Consider the following 17,923-nt stretch of genomic DNA (forward strand, 5'->3'; position numbering starts at 1 on the left):
CCATGGCCGGAAGCTGGGGACGTTTCAACATCGTGTCGCTGGTGCTGGGCTTTGCCTTTCTGTACCTGCCGATCCTTCTTCTGGTGATCTATTCCTTCAACGAGTCGCGTCTCGTCACGGTGTGGGCTGGCTTCTCGACGAAATGGTATGTGGAGCTTTTCTCAAATCGGGGCCTGATGGACGCCGCCTGGGTGACGGCGCGGGTCGCCTTCCTGTCGGCCACGGTGGCAACCGTGCTCGGCACGATGGCGGCCATTGCCCTGACGCGCTATACGCGGTTTCGTGGGCGGCTTCTTTTCTCCGGCATGGTGTTTGCACCGCTCGTCATGCCGGAAGTCATCACCGGCCTGTCGCTTCTGCTTCTGTTCGTGGCGATCAATTTCGATCGCGGGTTTTTCACGGTCACAATCGCGCATATCACTTTTTCCATGTGCTTTGTTGCGGTGGTGGTTCAATCCCGCCTGATGAGCTTTGATCAGTCCTTGGAAGAGGCCGCGCTCGATCTTGGTGCAACGCCGGCGAAAGCGTTTTTCCAGGTCACACTGCCTGTAATTCTGCCGGCGGTGATTTCGGGCTGGATGCTGGCTTTCACTTTGTCACTTGATGATCTTGTGATTGCGAGCTTCACATCCGGCCCTGGTGCAACGACGCTGCCCATGAAGATTTACAGCCAGGTACGGCTCGGCGTTACACCGGAGATCAATGCGGTCTGTACCATTTTGATCGGGATTGTGGCGCTGGGCGTCATCGCCGCCTCGATCGTCACCAAGCGGCAGGAAGTTCAGCGGCGCCGCGACGAGCAGGCGGCCATAAGAGTGGCTGGCTGAGCCAGGCGCAGGCCGGCTATTCGATCAGAAACGGTGCGATGAAGGGTGCGTTCCAGGAGCCGCCGACGAAGAAGGTTTCGCGCGGTCCCTGATCCGGAGTGTCTTCTTCTGCGGCAGTCTCCCCGCTGGAAGGAGTTTCTCGCGGCATAATGCTTCCGGAAAGGGCAATGCCCCGGCCTGCAAACGGAACCAGCCCGCCAAGCGTGATCTTTTCTCCGGTGGTCAGGCGCGCTTCCGCAGTGTCGATCCACGCAATGCCACCTGCCAGAGTGGCCTTCAAATCCGCACCCTCGATGGCTAGTTCGCCATCGGCGATATCCTGCAAGGGGAAAAAGCTGCCCTTGTCATTGTGCTCCCGAAAGGTCTCGAGATTGAGGCCGACAATGCTGCCCTTACCGAAGCTCGCCGATATGGAGCCGTCGGATGTCTCCAGAACCTCATTGAGCGTTTCGCCATGTCCTTTGAGGAAAACCGAGAACGAACCCTTGGCTTTCGGCATGAACGCCGTGAAATGAAGCTTCTCCCCCATCAGCCCGCCGTCGATGTTCTCGGCCGCAATGCGAAGCTCGGCATGATCTCGGCCCTCAACATTGTCGAGGCGGACACCGAGCTGAAGCATGCCTCCGAAAGCCGTGGCGTCGGAAATATCGAGGCTCACCAGCCCGTCGCGAACCTGCGCGGTCGCGGCCACATCGCTCATCGATACGGATCCGGCGGATGCCTGCGTAGCCGACAGGCGAAGATCAAAATTGAGATCATGGGCCCAGGAAGCCGCAACAGCCTGCGCCGGTGCGTCGGGTTCGGGCGCAAGGGTTTTCAAAAGCGTGCCGAGATCAAGTGCGTTGAAGGCAAGCGTACCGGAAATGGTCGGGCGCGGATCATTGAACGCCACATCGAAAACACCGGTCGCGTTGCTGTCCCCCAGGCTGAACTCGGTGGTTTCGAACTTGATGCGCTTGGCATCGCCTATGATGGTGCTGCGAAGTTTCGCGGCCTTGATCGTGCTGCCCGGCCAGTCCTCGAGCAGCGTCCATTCCAGCACACGCTGAAGAGAGGGAGCCGAGCTTTCCAGAGTGCCGTTGACGAAGGCGTTGTCGACCAGATCGGCTTCGCCCTTGAAGGAAAGCGTCAGCGGCGCGCTTTTTAGCGAAAGCGAAAGAGCGGTCTTGCCGCCTGCGAGCAAAAAGAGAGGCTCGTCGGTCGAGGCGTCGATGGAGAGGCTTTCGCCATGCCAGATACCTCTGGCAGACAGGTTGGCCGCGCGGTTGAGGGCGGGCCAGTTGAAGGTCCCGGTAAGGCCGCTCAGAAAGGGCGGTTTGTTGGCTCCGTTGAGCGCGATAACCCGACCATCCTCGACTTCAACCATCGCAAAACTGTCGTTCGGCAGTGCACTCTTGTCAGGCGTCGCGGGATTGGCGACAAGCAGTTCACGGGCCATCTCCACAGACTGTGCGAGCTTACCCCAATTGGGTATGGTCGGAACGCGCATGACGCCATCCGTATCGTCAAGCCGCAGCACGGGCCTCACGAGCCGGATCTTGGTGAATACGACCTTGCCGCGCAGGGCTGCTAGTGCGGAAAGGTCGATCTCGACACGCTCGGCTTCCATAACGGGCGCGCCATCGTTGTTCCAGTCCGACAGGACAACATCGTTGAGCACTGCGCTGAAGGAAGGCCACACACGGATTTGAGGGGCGTCGTCCAGCCGAATGCGATATCCGCTCCAGGCACTGAGCTGCTGGGCCACGCTGTCACGCACAATCTGCGTGGAGGCCAGGATTGGCAGGCAAACGACCACCAACACCGCGATCACGGCGGCGATCAAAAGAGCCCAAATGCTTTTCTTCATTGCCGACGAGGGCATGGAACCTCATCCTCGACGTTCCGCCCGGCGACTTTGCGGCCAGACTGAACGCTGTCAACTTGGTGGCCGGGAATGCCACGACATAGCTATGCCGGCAAACCGACTTCACAGCTCTTTACGGGTTTAAACATGACGTATGGCAATTCAAGGACTTGTCGCGTCGTGGAAAGGTATTGCACCGCTTTCTGCAACGCCTGGCCGGGTTTGATGCACGATACGGGAATTGTTTCCGAACAGGCCATTGCCGTTCCGGGGCGGAAATGCATAAGAAGAGCAAACGCCTGGAGGGCAGCGAGGAGGAAAGAATGAGGGCAACGGAGCCACTTTGGACACCATCTCAGGGGCGGAAGACCGAAGCGCCGGTCTCGGCTTTCGCCAGACAAGCGGAGAAGGTGGCTGGCCGTAACCTGACCGACTACGATGCGCTCCATGCCTGGTCCATAGAGGACCGTGAAGCGTTCTGGTCTCTCGTCTGGGATTTTTGCGGTGTTATCGGCGACAAGGGCGCGCGCATTCTGGAAAACGGAGACCGAATGCCGGGAGCTTCATTTTTCCCGGATGCGCGGCTGAACTATGCCGAGAATCTGTTGCGCAGGTCGGGCAGTGATGACGCGGTGGTCTTTCGTGGCGAAGACAGGGTCGAGCGCCGGCTCTCCTGGGATGCTCTGCGCGCGCAGGTGTCGCGCCTCCAGCAGCTCTTTCGCGACCGGGGGCTGAAAGCCGGCGACCGCGTGGCGGCGATGATGCCCAACATGCCCGAAACGCTCGCGGCGATGCTTGCTGCCACGTCGCTTGGTGCCGTGTGGTCGTCCTGCTCGCCCGATTTCGGCATTCAGGGTGTTCTCGACCGGTTCGGTCAGATCGAGCCAACCATTTTCATCGCGCCCGACGGCTACTGGTATGGCGGTAAATCTTTTGATGTTTCAGACAAGATTGCTGCGGTCCTCGACAAACTGCCGAGCGTGAAGCTGGCATTGATCGTCGACTATCTGGGTCATGCGGAAGAGTCCGCTGCAAAGATCGGCAAGGCCGAGGCTTACGGCAAGGCTGTGGAGCGCTATGAGGATGGTGAGCTTGCATTTGAGCGCCTCCCATTTTCGCACCCGCTTTACATCCTGTTTTCATCCGGCACGACCGGTGTCCCGAAATGCATTATCCATTCGGCGGGCGGTACGCTTCTTCAGCATTTGAAGGAGCACCGTCTCCATGCCGGGCTAAAGCCCGGCGACCGCTTGTTCTATTTCACCACTTGCGGCTGGATGATGTGGAACTGGCTGATGAGCGGGCTGGCGTCTGAGGCCACTCTATTGCTTTACGACGGGTCTCCGTTCCATCCGGACGGTAATGTGCTCTTCGATTATGCCGATGCCGAACGCATGACCTATTTCGGCACGTCTGCCAAGTTCATCGATGCGGTGCGCAAGGCCGGCTTGGAGCCAATGGAAACCCACGATCTTTCGACTGTCGAGACGATATCGTCGACCGGCTCGCCCCTAGCGCCGGAGAACTTCGCCTTTGTCTATGAAGGTATCAAGAAAGACATCCATCTCGCCTCGATCTCGGGCGGGACAGACATCGTCTCCTGCTTTGTGCTCGGTGTGCCCACCTTGCCGGTCTGGGTCGGCGAAATTCAGGCGGCGGGGCTGGGTATGGCTGTCGAGGTCTGGGACGATGAAGGGCGACCCCTTGAAATGGGCAAGGGCGAACTCGTCTGTACCCGCGCCTTTCCGGCCATGCCGATCGGATTCTGGAACGACCCGCAGGACGAAAAATACCATGCAGCCTATTTCGACCGCTTCGACAATGTGTGGTGCCACGGCGACTTTGCCGAATGGACGGAGCATGGCGGCATTGTCATTCATGGCCGTTCCGACGCGACGCTGAACCCCGGCGGCGTGCGCATCGGCACGGCGGAGATCTACAATCAGGTCGAGCAGTTGCCGGAAATCCTGGAGGCGATTTGCATCGGACAGGAGTGGGAAGACGATGTGCGCGTTGTCCTTTTCGTGCGGCTGGCCGAAGGCGTGAGGCTCGACGAGGCGCTGGAAAAGACGATCCGCACCAAGATCAGAACAGGGGCAAGCCCGCGTCACGTGCCGGCACGCATTGTGGCAGTGGCGGACATCCCACGCACGAAATCCGGCAAAATAACCGAGCTTGCCGTGCGCGACATCGTTCACGGACGCTCTGTGAAGAACAGGGAAGCGCTCGCCAACCCCGAAGCGCTCGATCTTTACCGCGATATTCCCGAGCTACGCGCCTGAACCCGGCTTGACATGGTAAACAAATGGTAACGCCGAAATTTACCGAGACTTCACAAGTGGTACATTTCGGTAAATTTCTCTGCGAGTCGGTAAGGTTCTGTTAAGGGTTTGCCCGCGATAGTGTCGGCTAACTTGACGAGCCGGACACAGGTTCCGACTGTTCATGCAGATGTTCGCCAAGCCCCGTTTTTGACAGCATTCAAGATCCTTCAGGCGCCCTTTCCCGGGCGCTTTTTTTTTTGCCCGGATTTCTCTCCGCCCATACGGGCGCAACAATGGATCAATTCAGCTTCCTGATAGGGGGTCAGGTGTTGTGGTCGCGCATGAGCGGGCGCGACAGAAGAATGACCGGCACAATGGCCGTGGCGATGATGAGGAGCGCGGCGACTGCGCCGTCTTCCACGACGCCGCGAGACGCATTTTCATAAACATGCGTTGCGAGCGTACGGAAGCCGAAGGGACGCAGCAGAATGGTCGCCGAAAGCTCTTTCACCGTGTCCACAAAGACGAGGATGGCTGCCGTCAGAATAGCAGGTTTCAGAAGCGGCAGGAGAATGGTCAGAGCGCTCTGGTTTGCTGTCTTGCCTAGGCTGCGCGCAGCCTGATCCAGATTGGGTGGTAGCTTTTCCAGCCCCGAGCGAACCGCGCTTTCAGCCAGCGCCAGAAAACGGATCGTGCAGGCGATGACAATGGAAGCCGCAGTCCCGGTCAGGAAAAGGCCGGTGGAAAAGCCGCCATAGGTGCGTGCGGCGTTGTCGATCGTATTGTCGATAGCAGCGAGAGAGAGAAGCAGACCAAGGCCGAGGATCGTGCCGGGCAGGGCATATCCGATCGAAGCAAGCCGCACCAGCGCCATCGTGTAGGGCGAGCGCGAGAGGCGCATGGCATTGAGAAGCAGTAGCGCGATGACGACGGTCGCGATCGCGGTGATGCCGGCCACCGTAACGCTGGTCAGGAACGCCTGCAGAACCTGTGGATCCGCAAACTGGTAGAGCCGCTTCGAGACGTAGCGGCCAAAAACGAAAAGCGGCACGCCGAAGCCCGACAGGATGGGCAGGATGAGAGCGCCGGTGGCGAGACCGCCTTTGAAACCGGGAAGCGGCAGACGGGGTGGGCGCGCATGCATCTGGGTGCCGCGGGCGCTGTGAAAACGTTGCTTGCGCCGCGCCCATTGTTCGGCTGTCAGAAGCAGAAACACGATTACCAGCATCACGGAAGCGATCTGGGCGGCCCCTTCGAGGCTCCCGCGATTGAGCCAGGTGGCGTAGACAGAGAGCGTGAGCGTGCGAACGCCGAGATACTCCACCGCGCCAATGTCGTTTAGTGTTTCCATCATGACCAGCGCCAGGCCGGCGACGATGGCCGGGCGGGCGACAGGCAACAGGATGCGGAAGAAGACGCGCGCCGGCCGCGCGCCCAGCGTGCGCGCCACATCGGCAATGTTTCGTCCCTGCATGAGGAAGACGACGCGGGCGGTGAGATAGACATAGGGAAAGGTGACAGACGTCACCACAAGAGCCGCGCCCCAGGTGGAGCGGATGTCGGGAAACCAGTAGTCGCGCGCGCTTTCGAAGCCGAAGACGGCGCGGAGCGCTGTCTGCAAGGGGCCGACATAGTGAAAGAACTCGCCAAAGGCGTAGGCAGCCAGATAGGTGGGAACCGCGAGCGGCAGCACCAGTGCCCATGAGAGAAGCCGGCGCAGCGGAAACTCGTAGCCGACCACCAGCCAGGCCGATCCGACACCGATAACCGCCGTGCCGATGGCGACAAGTCCAAGCAGAACGAGTGTCGTGCCAAGCGATTGTGGCAAGACGTAGCGCAGGAGGTGAGGCCAGGCTTCTCCCGATCCGGAAAGCGCGACGAAGAGGATCGTGGCGACAGGAAGCATGACCGCCAGCGCGATCATGAGACTGCCGAGCCGCGCGACACCGTGCTTCTCTCCCCGAACGCGGGGAAAGCGGTGTTCACGAAGGGGAGCTGTCGGCGCTGGCTGGAGGGTCATGGCAACAGAGGCGATATGGCGGCGGGTTTACCCGCAAAAGCAAAAAGCCGGGCCCCGCAAAGGACCCGGCTTTTGCGTCTTAAAGATGGATCAGCTGGCCGGACCGTCATCGAGACCGACGCGATCGACCATCTCGGAAGCCGCCTTGCGGTTCTTTGCGATCTCGGCGAGCGGCAGGCTGTCCGGCTTGATCTTGCCGAAGGACTGCACGGTTTCAGAAACCGTGGCACCGGGAAGAACCGGATACTCATAGTTGGTCTCGGCATAGATCGACTGCGCTTCGGCGCTGCCCAGGAAGCGCATCAGCTCCAGCGCTTTGTCGCGATTCGGCGCATGCTTCGCCATGGCCATGCCGGAAATGTTGACGTGGGTGCCCCGATCTTCCGAATTTGGGAAGAGGACCTTCATCGAAGCGGCCCAGTCCTTCTGCTCCGGCTCTTTCTCATTGTTGATCATGAGGCCGACGTAATAGGTGTTGCCGATGCCCAGATCGCATTCACCGGCATAGATCGCCTGCGCCTGCGCCCGGTCGTTGCCGCTCGGCTTGCGTGCGAGATTGGCCTTGAGGCCCTTCATCCACTCCTCCGCCTTCTCCTCGCCGTGATGGGCGATCATGGAGGCGAACAGGGCGATGTTGTAATTGTGCTGGCCGCTGCGCATGCAGATCTTGCCCTTCCACTTGGGATCGGCAAGCTCTTCATAGGTGATGGTGTCCTGCTCGACGCGCTCCTTGGAGGCGTAGACAACGCGGCCGCGCGTGGTGACACCGAACCAGTGCCCCTCCGGATCGCGGAACTCGGACGGAATTTCGGAATTGACGGTCTCGTCCTCGACGGGCTGCGTGATGCCCTTTTCCTTGGCGTTCATCAGGCGACCAATATCGACGGTCAGGATGACATCTGCCGGCGAGTTGGAGCCTTCCGCCGCAATGCGATCTTCAAGTCCCTTGTCCAGAAACAGGACTTCGGTCTCGATCCCGGTCTTCTCGGTGAAAGCGTCCAGCAGCGGCTGGATGAGGAAGGGCTGGCGGTAGGAATAGATGTTCACCGTTCCCTCGGCCTGGGCCGCAGGCAGAGTGGTGGCAAGCGTTCCTGCTGCAACGAGCGCGGCAAGACCGGCGCGGGCAGCGATCAGTTTGTTTGTCAGCATTGGTGTCTCCAAACCTGTGGGATTAAAGGTCCCAGGGAATGCGCAGCGATTGCTCCGCAATGCGGGGACATCTCGCGGAAAAAACATCGTGCGTCAAGAAAAATACAAACAATATCATTAGTTTAGAAATATTCTAAACTGCAAATGTCATCTTTTCTGACCGGAGGTTCAGTCGGCGAGAACACGCGTCGGCGGGAAAGAAACCTCAACCAGCGTTCCTTCACCTGGCACGGAATTGATGGCAAAGGCGGCACGATTGGCTTCCACCATTGCGCGGGTCAGCGGCAGACCGAGACCGGTGCCGTCACCGCGCTTGCGCTTCAAGCTGTTGATTTGCTTGAAAGGTTTCAGCGCCTCTTCGACCTCTGCGGGGCTCATGCCAATGCCAGTATCACGCACGCGAATGACGACCGAGCCGTCCGAGCTGTAAGCCGTCGATATGATCACTTGTCCACCGGCGGGCGTATAGCGCACCGCATTGGACAGAAGATTGAGCGCGATCTGGCGAACGCTGCGCGGATCGGCCACCACATCCGGCAGATTGGAGGCGAAGCTCGAACGAATGATGACACGCTCGCGATTGGCTTGCGGCTGCATCATGGCCACGGTTTCGCCGAGCACATCGTTCAGGGACACGGCCTCATAGTGCATTTCCTGCTCGCCGGCCTCGATCTTGGAAATGTCGAGCAGATCGTTGACGAGGTCGAGCACATGATTGCCCGAACGATTGATATCCTGCAGATAGTCGCGGTAGCGGTCATTGCCGATCGGGCCGAATTTCTCATCGAGCATCAACTCTGAAAAGCCGATGATGGCGTTCAGCGGTGTGCGGACCTCGTGGCTGACGCGCGCCAGAAATTCGGTTTTTTGCGAGGAAGCGCGTTCGGCCTCGGCGCGCGCCTGGGTCAACTCCTCCGCCGCGCGTTTCCACTGCGTGACATCGCGCAGCACGGCGCAGAACCCGCTGCTGTGGGGCAGGCGCCCGATCGTCATGAAGAGCGGGATGAAGCGTCCCTGCGCCTCGCGTCCGATCACCTCCAGACCATCGTTGAGAACACTGGCAACGCCGTTGTCAGAAAGGCTTTCAAGATGCGCGCGCACAGCTCCCTGACTCTCGATGGCAAACAATGCGGTAAAGGGTTTACCGGTCACGTCCTGGGCGTCAAAGCCGAAAAGGGCTTCCGCCGGCCGGTTGGTGGAGCGGACATTGCCGTCATTATCGATGACAACCACGCCATCCGTCGCCGTGTCGACGATCGCCCGCATCTCGGCCAGATGCATCTGTAGCTCGGCTGTTTGCGCTTCGAGCTCGGCGTCGTTCACCGCCTCAGCCTGGGTATCAGCCGCGCTGGTCTCTGCCGTTGCGGCAGAAGCGTTCATCTCGCTTTCGATTGGCTGTATCGCGAGAAGGAGGGCCTTCCCACCGCGCCAGGGAACGGATTGCAGATGCGCATGTACATCGTGCTCGTCCCCTTGAGCGGTCCGAATTATCAACGCCTGGGCATCGGTTGGGGACTGTGAAACCTCGTAGCTTTCCGGGAAAAGCGCGTCGAGGCCACCGCTTTCCTCAAGCGCATTCAGATCCGGATAACCGGTCAGGTCGAAAAACGCCTTGTTGGCGTAATGGAGCCTGTCTCCCGCATGAATGAGGATCGGCAACGGCAGCCCGGCCAGCAACCCGGGGCTGTTCTCGTCACTGTCTGCCGGCATCGTGTAAAATGCAGAGGGCAGGATTGCCGGCGATGCCGTCGGAGCGGGAGGTGGATTGTCGGCTTCCGCGGTCTCCAGATCGGCTATATCATCTGTCGCCGCTGCCACAGGCTCTTGTTGATCTGGTGCGGTGTCTACCGCGCTTCCAGTGTCGGAAGCAGCGGCCGTCTCGACCGGGGCGCTTTCCGACACCGGTTCAATCCCCTCCGGGGAAGCTTCGTCTGCAGGCGTGTCACGCTTCTCGACATTCCCTTCTGCAAGACTTTCCTGGCGCAAACGCGCACCGATCTCCCGGAAGGCCGTGGTTTCCGTTGGGGACAATCCGCCTTCCGAAACCGATGGAGTGCGGTGTTCGGCAAGGCGGATGATCTTCACCTGCTCGGGTGGCGCTACGTCCGTTTCCTGCGCGGGCTGGATTGTTGTAGGAACCTCGGCTTCCACGTCGGAACTGACGGGTTGCGCCAGGGCGCTTGCCGGCTCTTCGTCTTCGTGCGGCACTGGCTCCTGGCTCTCTTCCGGCGTGGCAGGCTCCGTCGCAGTAAATTCTGCCTCATCGCGCGAGGGCAGGGGCGCGCCGGGTGCGAGTACGAGACCAATCCCCTCAGGGTCTGTCACCGCGTCGTTCATACGCGCCAGACCGAACCCGTGAAAGCCTTCGAAAATGCGGCCACGACCATAAATGGGAAGGGCGGCCAGATCGACGGGAACCTTGAGGTCGGTGCCTTCAACAGGCCACATCACAGTTCGCCCCGACCAGGTGTCGCGACGTTCCAGCAGCGCCGAAATTCGCCCTTCGGGGTCAAGCCCGAACGCATTGGACACTTCGCGGAACCGGCGGCCCATGACATCGGCTGCCGCCGGGCCGACAGCCTCGGCGAAAGCATCGGACAAGGCGGTGAAACGGCCTTCCGCGTCCGTGCGCCAGGCAAAGCGGACCGTGCCCCTGGGCCGCTCGACAGGCGCTGCCGCAGCTGAAGCTTCCGCCTCGTCTTCGACAGGGGCGACGGCAACGTTTTCTACATTGGCCGGCGTCTCTTCCGTCTCTGGGTCGTCGTCGATGTCTTGGCCGTCAGCCTTTGGGGGCGGCGACATTGGAGGCGTGGTCGGCGTGAGACCGAACTCCCTCACCTGCGACAAGGGCTCGGGACCGTTCGTCGATGAATATCCGGCATGGGTAACATCCGGCTGGGTGGACGGTGCATCTTCGCCAGAGAAAACCAGTTCCGGAGCCGAAGGCTCGTCCTGCTGCAGGGGGGCGTTCTGCTCATCGACGACCACGAGCAGATGCCAGGCTGGTTCATCAGTGAGCTTGGCGAAGGCGGCGGGGCGGCGGCGCGCGCCACCTTCCACCATTCGCTTGACCAGCCGGTCTTTCTCATCGCGCACTTCCGCGACGAGCGCACGCAGCGTCTCGCGTTCAATGCCAAGCGCCTCAAAATTGTTGGAAGCGGCCGCGATGAAACCATGTTCATCGACGAGAGCGGCAAACTGGTCGGCCGCGTCGAAGCCCTGCACCGCGGCTGCCGCGCGGAAACTGTCGTCGCGCATGCGGGTCGAGCTTGCCTTGCACGCGAGCAATATGGCCGCCTCGCCGCCGGGCAACACGATCGTGGACGCGCTCAGATTAACGATCGGAGATCTGACACCGCGCCCAAGGCGGGTAGCGACGGCGCGTTCCCCGGAAATTCTCGGAAAGCCCGGTGTTGCGGAGATCTGGCGCCGGATTGTCGTGGCCAGGCCGCTTTCGGCGCCGATGGCTTCATCGATGTTGCGATGGCCGATCAGCGCTGCCCCGGGGCCGTTCGCCCAGATTACCGTGTCGAGTGCGGTGGTGAGGATGAGCAGGGCATCGCCAGCGGCAAAGCGTTCACGCACCTGATCCAAAACCGCAATATCAACAAAGGAATATGAGACAGACGCCATTCAAACGAGCCAGACAATTTTCTTCACGCGGGCCGGCCGGAGATTCGCAGGGCACGGCAATCGCAACGGTTCAAACAGCATCGGGCTGCCATCCTCAACCGCAGAACGCGGCATCCCGACAACGACGTTAACACCTTATTAATAAAAGCATGTGGCCGCGAGGTCCACAAATGCCTGGGGCCCGTTGCCACGAATTCTATCTGATTGGTTAACCGCGCAGGGTTATGAATGCTGCATCGCAACAGAAATGTTGCAATGCACAATAAGCGGTGCTATATAGGGGTCATGAATTGTCGGGCGGGTGTCAACCAGACGGAGACCGCCATGAACGAGAACCAAAGGAACTTGGATATGACCAAGACCACGCAGAAAGACAACGGAACGGTCGAGTTCCCAACGTTTGACGCGACGCAGGCGAGCGAGCAGTTTCGCGCCTTCGCTGAAAAGAGCGCCGAGCAGACGAAAGAAGTCTATGCCCGCATGAAGGTGAATGCTGAAGAGACCCAGAAGGCTCTCGAGGCTACCTTCGAAAACGCGAAATCGGCTGGCAATGAGTTTACCTCCAAGTCGATTGCCGCGCTGCGCGAGGGCACCGAAGCCAATCTGGCCCATCTTGAGGCTCTGGCTGGCGCCCGTTCCTTCGCCGAACTTATCGAGATGCAGAGCAACTTCATGCGCAAGCGTATGGAAGTCGCTGTGGATCAGATGAAGGACTTCCAGGCCACCTCGCAGAAGTCGGCCGAAACGGTTGCGAAGCCGATGAAGGATGTCTTCGAAAAAACAGTCAAGGAACTGCGCGTCGCCTGAGGCGTTTAGCGCTAAAGAAAGTCCGGCAGCGCACTCCTCCTCCCGTCGCTGCCGAGTGGGTCCGAAACCTCCTCCCTTCGGTCCCTTGTGAAAAAGACCGGGATCCTCCCCCCGGTCTTTTTTCTTTTGTTCTTTTGGCTTGAAAAAGCGATCATTTGCCCGTATTGACGCGGACGCCGGTCACCGGTCGTGTGTACCGGACGTGTGCGGTTGTAGCTCAGTTGGTTAGAGCGCAGGATTGTGGCTCCTGAGGTCGGTGGTTCGAATCCACCCAACCGTACCATTTCTCAAAAATCCTTCCGCTCCTTTTCTTCCGCGCTACACGTGAATGGCTGTTTTGGCGTAAAGGCTGGCTTGTCAGGCATTGACGGTCTACGCCTTTTTATCATTTGCCGATCGCTGATGGTTCTCCCAGACTATCCCATGCCTTAAGCAGGGAGGTTGAGATGGGCGTTCTGGTCGACGCGAGATTCTGGACAATGGCCACGAACCAGATGTGGTTGAGTTTTCCGCCACCCGATCAGCCGATTTCAAACCAGCAGCTTGCTGAAATCCTGGAGATCGGCTGTCAAACCTTTTCGGAGGTGTTGGCCGATCCGGAATACGCGCGGGATCTGGAAGAGGTGGTCGCCCTGCGCGGCACGGTGGACACCGAAGCGCCCGGATGGCTCGAGGATTTCCGTGGGTTCTTCGAGAGATTTGCCCAACGCGAGCGTGCGCTTCTCGTCCAATCCCAGATGGAAGAGCAGGTGGCTGTCAGACTTCTTGCGACGCTCCGGGAGATCGTTGCGCATACCGCCGACACGGAGCGATGGATTGCCGAAACCGAAGATCTGGACCGTTTGTTCAGGGTCTCCAGAGAGATCTGCTGCGGCTATGCTGAGAGGGCGCGGAATGACGCGATCCGGGCCTCGCCGGAAGAGCGCAAAAAATTAGCAGATGATGCGATTGAACTGGTTGGGGCTGGCGCGATGATCGCCATAAACACGGCCGCGTGGGAAGCCACGTCCGTGATCGGCGGCAGCCTGATGATTATCGGCGTCGCGCGCCGGCGCTTCTAGGGACAAATTCTGGTCATTCGGCTGGGCAGAGCCGTGTACCGCGGGCGGCGGTTGTGGGAACACGGAGACAGGGATGAGAGATCTTTTTCGACTGTCGCGTTACCATTGGCTGGCACTGTTTCTGGCAATGTCCCTGTGTGCCTTCGCCACAGCTTTTTTGTCATTTCAGCTTGTCAACATCGCCATGGCAAATCTGGATTTCATCCTGAAACACGGCCTGATGGGCATTGCGGATGGCGGTCTCCTGCAGTTTCTTTCGATTCTTGCGAGGGGACTGCTGATCGTGATCTTCTATTTCTGCTTCAAGGGCATGGAAGCGGAACTGCTGCAGAGATGGCGAAGTATCGGTCGTCGCTGAACCGTTCGAGGGGCGGCGCTTTCAGGCCGCCAAGGCGATTTCGACGCGGTTGCGGCCCGCTTCCTTGGCGCGGTAGAGTGCCATGTCTGCGCGTTTGAAGGCAGTCGTGAACGCTTCGGATTCAGTGCTGCCATCGCTTGCGTACAGGCCAATGCTCACACTCAGTGTGATGTCCAGCTTACCCTCGTGGCGATAGGGGGTGCCGGCGACGGCCTTGCGAAGCCGCTCACCAAGGCCGAACGCGCGTTTGGCGTCGTGCGAGGGTAGAACCAGGGCGATCTCCTCGCCGCCGTACCGTGCCACCAGATCCGTCTTGCGCACATTCGAGCGAACAAGAACGGCAAGATGCTGCAAAACCTTGTCGCCGACATCGTGTCCATGCGCATCGTTGATCTGCTTGAAATGATCGATATCGATAAGCATCAGTGCACAGGCATCGCCCTGCTGGTTGGCGGTCTCCATCAGGTCCGGGCCTCGCAGATCGAAGGCGCGTCGGTTTGCGAGGCGTGTCAGGGAATCCGTTGAAGCTTCCTGGCTAAGGACGCTCTCGCGTTCGAACTGTCGCTTCTGTCGATCAACGATGCCCCCGACGATCATCGTGCCCAGAATGTTCATGACCAGCATGACGGGACCGACCTTCTTCAATATTCCCATCGCGGTTTCAAACGGCAGAAGAAACATCGAGACCAGCGAAGCAGCGCAGAAGAGACCGAGCATCGCGAAGGAAAAGAGGCCATTTCGCCGGCCTTTGAAATAAAGGGCGAAAGCGATGCCGGCACTCGCGCACATCAATATGCCGACACCGCCGGGAAGCGCGCCGGCCCCACCCAGCCACAACCGGTAAGAAAAAGCGGCGAGTGTGGTGACGGCGACGGCGAGCCATCCACCAAAGGTCATCGCGAGAATGACGAACGCATTGCGCAGATCGAAGATAATTCCGGGGGCGACTTCGACCGGCAGCATCATTGAGCCGACGGCACCGGCACCGAAAACAAACGCAACCAGCGTGTGACGTACACCCGGTGTAGGGCAACTGCGAAGGACAATATCGTAAAACAATGCAGCGATAGCCGCGATCCCCAAATTCTGCAATACGCCGGAAACCAACAGCGCTGTCGTCATCATACCGTCCTCATTCTGCCGGAACGGTAGGCCTTCAAGGTTTCCATGGGGTAAAGGAAGCGGGACCCTTTCACAGGCCTCCTGCATGATTGCTAGAAGAGGCTGCCCTGGCCCTTCGGCCCATCCCCGGGAGCTTTGCTTTTCTTTGCGCTCGCTGCGGCCTTGCGGCCATCGCTGGCGGCGACGGCACGTGCCATGCCGTCGGCGAACTGGATTTGCAGTTCGAGGCCGGGCTGGATGTCGCTCGCACGTTTCAGCGGTAGATCATCGGGCCCCCGCACCAGCGCAAACCCACGCTCCAGTACACCTTCGTGAGACAGAGACCTGGCAAGCCGCATGGCCTGATCCGCGCTGGCGTGCCCCTGCTTCAAAACCAGATCGACCTGTGTGTCCGCGCGCCGTCCCGTCTGAACAAGGCGATCTCGCCAGTGGGCGATACGCTGGTTGAGCGCAAGGGGAGTCACGCGAGCCGCATCGCGGTCGAAGCGCGTTCGCTGGGCCCGGACCAGTGCGAGAAAAACACCCGGCAGCCGCTCGCGGGAGACACTTGTGCGTCGCCTCGCCTCGCTCAAACGGCGTTCTAGAGTCGCGGGCGAAAGGCGCAGGCTGTTGAAAGCAATACGCTTGCGCTGTGTCGCTGCCGACAGGGCACGACCGAGGCGCCCCGCCGCCTCGTCAAAGCGCCGCCGGGGCAGGGCGAGCAATTGGTCCGGCGAAGGCAGGGCGCGTGAAAGCGCCCGCAAGGCCTGTCGTTTGCGATCTCCTTCACGGGAAATCGCACCTTTGAGACGTGCTGAAAGACGTGCCAGCGATGCTTCCAGTTCCGCCCTCACCGGCACCGCCATTTCCGCAGCACCCGTGGGTGTGGGCGCGCGCCTATCGGCGACGAGGTCAATCAGCGTCCAGTCCGTTTCGTGACCGACAGCGGAGATGACCGGTATATCGGAAGCGGCAACGGCTCGCACCACCGCTTCGTCGTTGAAGCCCCACAGATCCTCAAGACTGCCACCGCCACGCGCGACAATCAGAAGGTCCGGCCGGGACAGAGGGCCTTCCTCGGGCAATGCATTGAAGCCGGCCACGGCGTTCGACACTTCATCCCCCGTGGTTTCTCCCTGCACGCGCACGGGCCAGACCATGACGTGCACGGGAAAGCGGTCGGAAATCCGGTGGATGATATCGCGGATGACAGCGCCGGTGGGCGAGGTGACCACGCCGATGACACGCGGCATGAAGGGCAGCGGCTTCTTGCGGCTGTCGTCGAACAGCCCTTCGGCAGCAAGCTTCTTCTTCCGCTCTTCCAGAAGCGCCATCAGCGCGCCGGCGCCAGCCGGCTCGATGCTGTCGATGACAATCTGGTATTTCGAAGAGCCCGGATAGGTGGTGAGCTTGCCGGTGGCGATGATCTCCAGACCCTCCTGCGGGAGGAATTTGAGCTTGGAGAAAACACCGCGCCAGATGACGGCTTCGATCCGCGCGCGGTCGTCCTTGAGCGCAAAATAGGCGTGGCCGGAAGAATGCGGACCGCGATAGCCGGAAACTTCACCGCGCACACGCACATGGCCGAACGCATCTTCCACGGTGCGTTTCAGCGCACCGGAAATCTCGCTGACGGAAAATTCCGCGACATTGCTCTGCGAATCGGCTGGGCGGGATGTGTTCATGGTACGGAATTGAGACGGGCCGCACCCGCAGGGTCAAGCCCGCGGGGCAAATCAATCCACATGCTCTCCTACCAGCCGTGCAACACCTGCCCGGGCCGCAGGCGCTTGCTGCGCGAATTGAGGAACGCGCCCTGAAAGTCGAAGCTGCCGCTTTCTTCAATGAATGCCGGGACGGAGAGGTTGTCGAGGCTCTCGCTGATATGCCGTGCGAGCGCATCGATGATCTCCACCTGCCCGGTATGACCGCGCATCAGCCCGATATGGCAATCGGGCAGGGGCTTGAAACCATCGGCCTCGCCCAAAACACGCATGCCGGGCCGCAGAGCGCATTCCGGCAAGACAGAGACCGCGAGGCCGGAAAGAACGGCAGTGGCAATGACCGTGGCCGAAAAACTGGTGAAGAGTACGCGATACTGCCGGCCTTCCTCCTCCAGCGCTGCGCAGGCGGTGCGTCGCCACAGGCAGTTGGGCCGTCCGAACGCCATAGGCAGCACCTCGCGTTCGTGCACCGTGTGGTTTGCCGAGCTCACCCAAAGCACCGGCTCTCGCCGAACTGGCTCCGAACCACCCTTGGAATCGTCATGGGTCACAAGCGCCAGGTCAAGGTTTCCGCGCCTGATGTGCTCGACAAGATTGGTCGTGGGTTCGCACGCAACAGACAGTTCGACACGTGGATTGGAGCGGGAAAAGCGCGCCATGATCTCGGGCAGGAAGCGGTCGGCATAATCGTCCGGCGTGCCGATCCGGATATGGCCCTCCAGGCTGGCATCATCGAAGGCCGCCAGCGTCTCGCGGTTGAGGCGTAACATGCGGCGCGCATAGGTCAGCAGCCGCTCGCCTTCTTCTGTCAACCGGTTGGTCCGGCCATCCTTCTGAAAAAGCGCCTTGCCGATCCGCTCTTCAAGACGGCGCATCTGCATGGAGACTGCCGACTGGGTGCGGTGTACTTCCTCGGCCGCGCGGGTGAAGCTTCCCGTGTCGGCAATTGCGATGAATGTCGAAAGCTGGTCGAGGTCGAGCGGGGCAGCCATGGCAAAACCTATCATAGATGTTGATAATAAAGATTAGAAACATTCGTTCGACTAATCAATAACAGTTTGTCAGTTTGCAACCGTTCACGAGACGGGCCCGTCGGTTTCATCGGGATGCCCGCTCATCATTTTCGTTCAAGA

Annotated in this window: 12 protein-coding genes and 1 tRNA gene; 6 read left to right on the forward strand and 7 right to left on the reverse strand. The window is 60.1% G+C overall.

Annotated features, from left to right (window positions below; genetic code table 11):
- The first annotated feature begins 2 nt into the window (after positions 1–2).
- The gene (locus HF949_RS06580; RefSeq protein WP_292899211.1) at positions 3–827 is read left to right on the forward strand and encodes an ABC transporter permease; all 825 of its coding nucleotides are present in this window, start codon (positions 3–5) and stop codon (positions 825–827) included.
- Between the two features lie 16 nt (positions 828–843).
- On the opposite strand, the gene HF949_RS06585 is transcribed toward HF949_RS06580, so the two are convergent.
- On the reverse strand, positions 844–2,691 hold the full coding sequence (locus tag HF949_RS06585; protein ID WP_292899213.1) for an AsmA family protein: 1,848 nt from the start codon (positions 2,689–2,691) through the stop codon (positions 844–846).
- Between the two features lie 305 nt (positions 2,692–2,996).
- On the opposite strand from HF949_RS06585, the gene HF949_RS06590 reads away from it, so the two are divergent.
- A complete protein-coding gene (locus HF949_RS06590) occupies positions 2,997–4,955 on the forward strand; it encodes an acetoacetate--CoA ligase (protein WP_292899215.1) in 1,959 nt (652 codons plus the stop codon).
- Between the two features lie 304 nt (positions 4,956–5,259).
- Here the strand turns inward: HF949_RS06590 and HF949_RS06595 are convergent, their stop codons facing one another.
- From HF949_RS06595 to HF949_RS06605, 3 genes are all read right to left on the reverse strand, one after another.
- Positions 5,260–6,957: an ABC transporter permease gene (locus HF949_RS06595; protein ID WP_292899217.1), complete on the reverse strand. Its 1,698-nt coding sequence runs from the start codon at positions 6,955–6,957 to the stop codon at positions 5,260–5,262.
- A 90-nt stretch (positions 6,958–7,047) separates the two neighbouring features.
- Entirely contained in the window at positions 7,048–8,106 is a 1,059-nt protein-coding gene (locus tag HF949_RS06600) for a Fe(3+) ABC transporter substrate-binding protein (protein ID WP_404933724.1), read from the reverse strand.
- A 168-nt stretch (positions 8,107–8,274) separates the two neighbouring features.
- Positions 8,275–11,739 carry a PAS domain S-box protein gene (locus tag HF949_RS06605; protein ID WP_292899219.1) on the reverse strand — a complete coding sequence of 1,155 codons (3,465 nt, stop codon included), beginning with the start codon at positions 11,737–11,739 and terminating at the stop codon, positions 8,275–8,277.
- Between the two features lie 351 nt (positions 11,740–12,090).
- Between HF949_RS06605 and HF949_RS06610 the strand changes: the two genes are divergently transcribed.
- The 4 genes from HF949_RS06610 to HF949_RS06625 all read left to right on the forward strand — a co-directional run bounded on the left by HF949_RS06610 (position 12,091) and on the right by HF949_RS06625 (position 13,965).
- Positions 12,091–12,546 (forward strand): phasin, encoded by a 456-nt coding sequence (locus HF949_RS06610; RefSeq protein WP_292899221.1) that lies wholly within the window; start codon positions 12,091–12,093, stop codon positions 12,544–12,546.
- 206 nt (positions 12,547–12,752) lie between these two features.
- A tRNA-His gene (locus tag HF949_RS06615) sits at positions 12,753–12,829 on the forward strand.
- Positions 12,830–12,992: 163 nt separating this feature from the next.
- Complete coding sequence (locus HF949_RS06620; protein ID WP_292899223.1) at positions 12,993–13,607, forward strand: hypothetical protein; 615 nt, start codon at positions 12,993–12,995, stop codon at positions 13,605–13,607.
- Between the two features lie 73 nt (positions 13,608–13,680).
- Positions 13,681–13,965 carry a hypothetical protein gene (locus HF949_RS06625; RefSeq protein WP_292899224.1) on the forward strand — a complete coding sequence of 95 codons (285 nt, stop codon included), beginning with the start codon at positions 13,681–13,683 and terminating at the stop codon, positions 13,963–13,965.
- A gap of 21 nt (positions 13,966–13,986) precedes the next feature.
- Here the strand turns inward: HF949_RS06625 and HF949_RS06630 are convergent, their stop codons facing one another.
- From HF949_RS06630 to HF949_RS06640, 3 genes are all read right to left on the reverse strand, one after another.
- Complete coding sequence (locus HF949_RS06630; RefSeq protein ID WP_292899226.1) at positions 13,987–15,090, reverse strand: diguanylate cyclase; 1,104 nt, start codon at positions 15,088–15,090, stop codon at positions 13,987–13,989.
- An 89-nt stretch (positions 15,091–15,179) separates the two neighbouring features.
- Positions 15,180–16,751, reverse strand: a complete 1,572-nt coding sequence (gene xseA / locus HF949_RS06635; protein WP_292899228.1) for an exodeoxyribonuclease VII large subunit — start codon at positions 16,749–16,751, stop codon at positions 15,180–15,182.
- Positions 16,752–16,819: 68 nt separating this feature from the next.
- Complete coding sequence (locus HF949_RS06640; protein WP_292899229.1) at positions 16,820–17,782, reverse strand: LysR substrate-binding domain-containing protein; 963 nt, start codon at positions 17,780–17,782, stop codon at positions 16,820–16,822.
- Positions 17,783–17,923 lie beyond the last annotated feature (141 nt).

The organism is Nitratireductor sp., from assembly GCF_017794765.1.
Taxonomy (GTDB): Bacteria; Pseudomonadota; Alphaproteobacteria; order Rhizobiales; family Rhizobiaceae; genus Nitratireductor.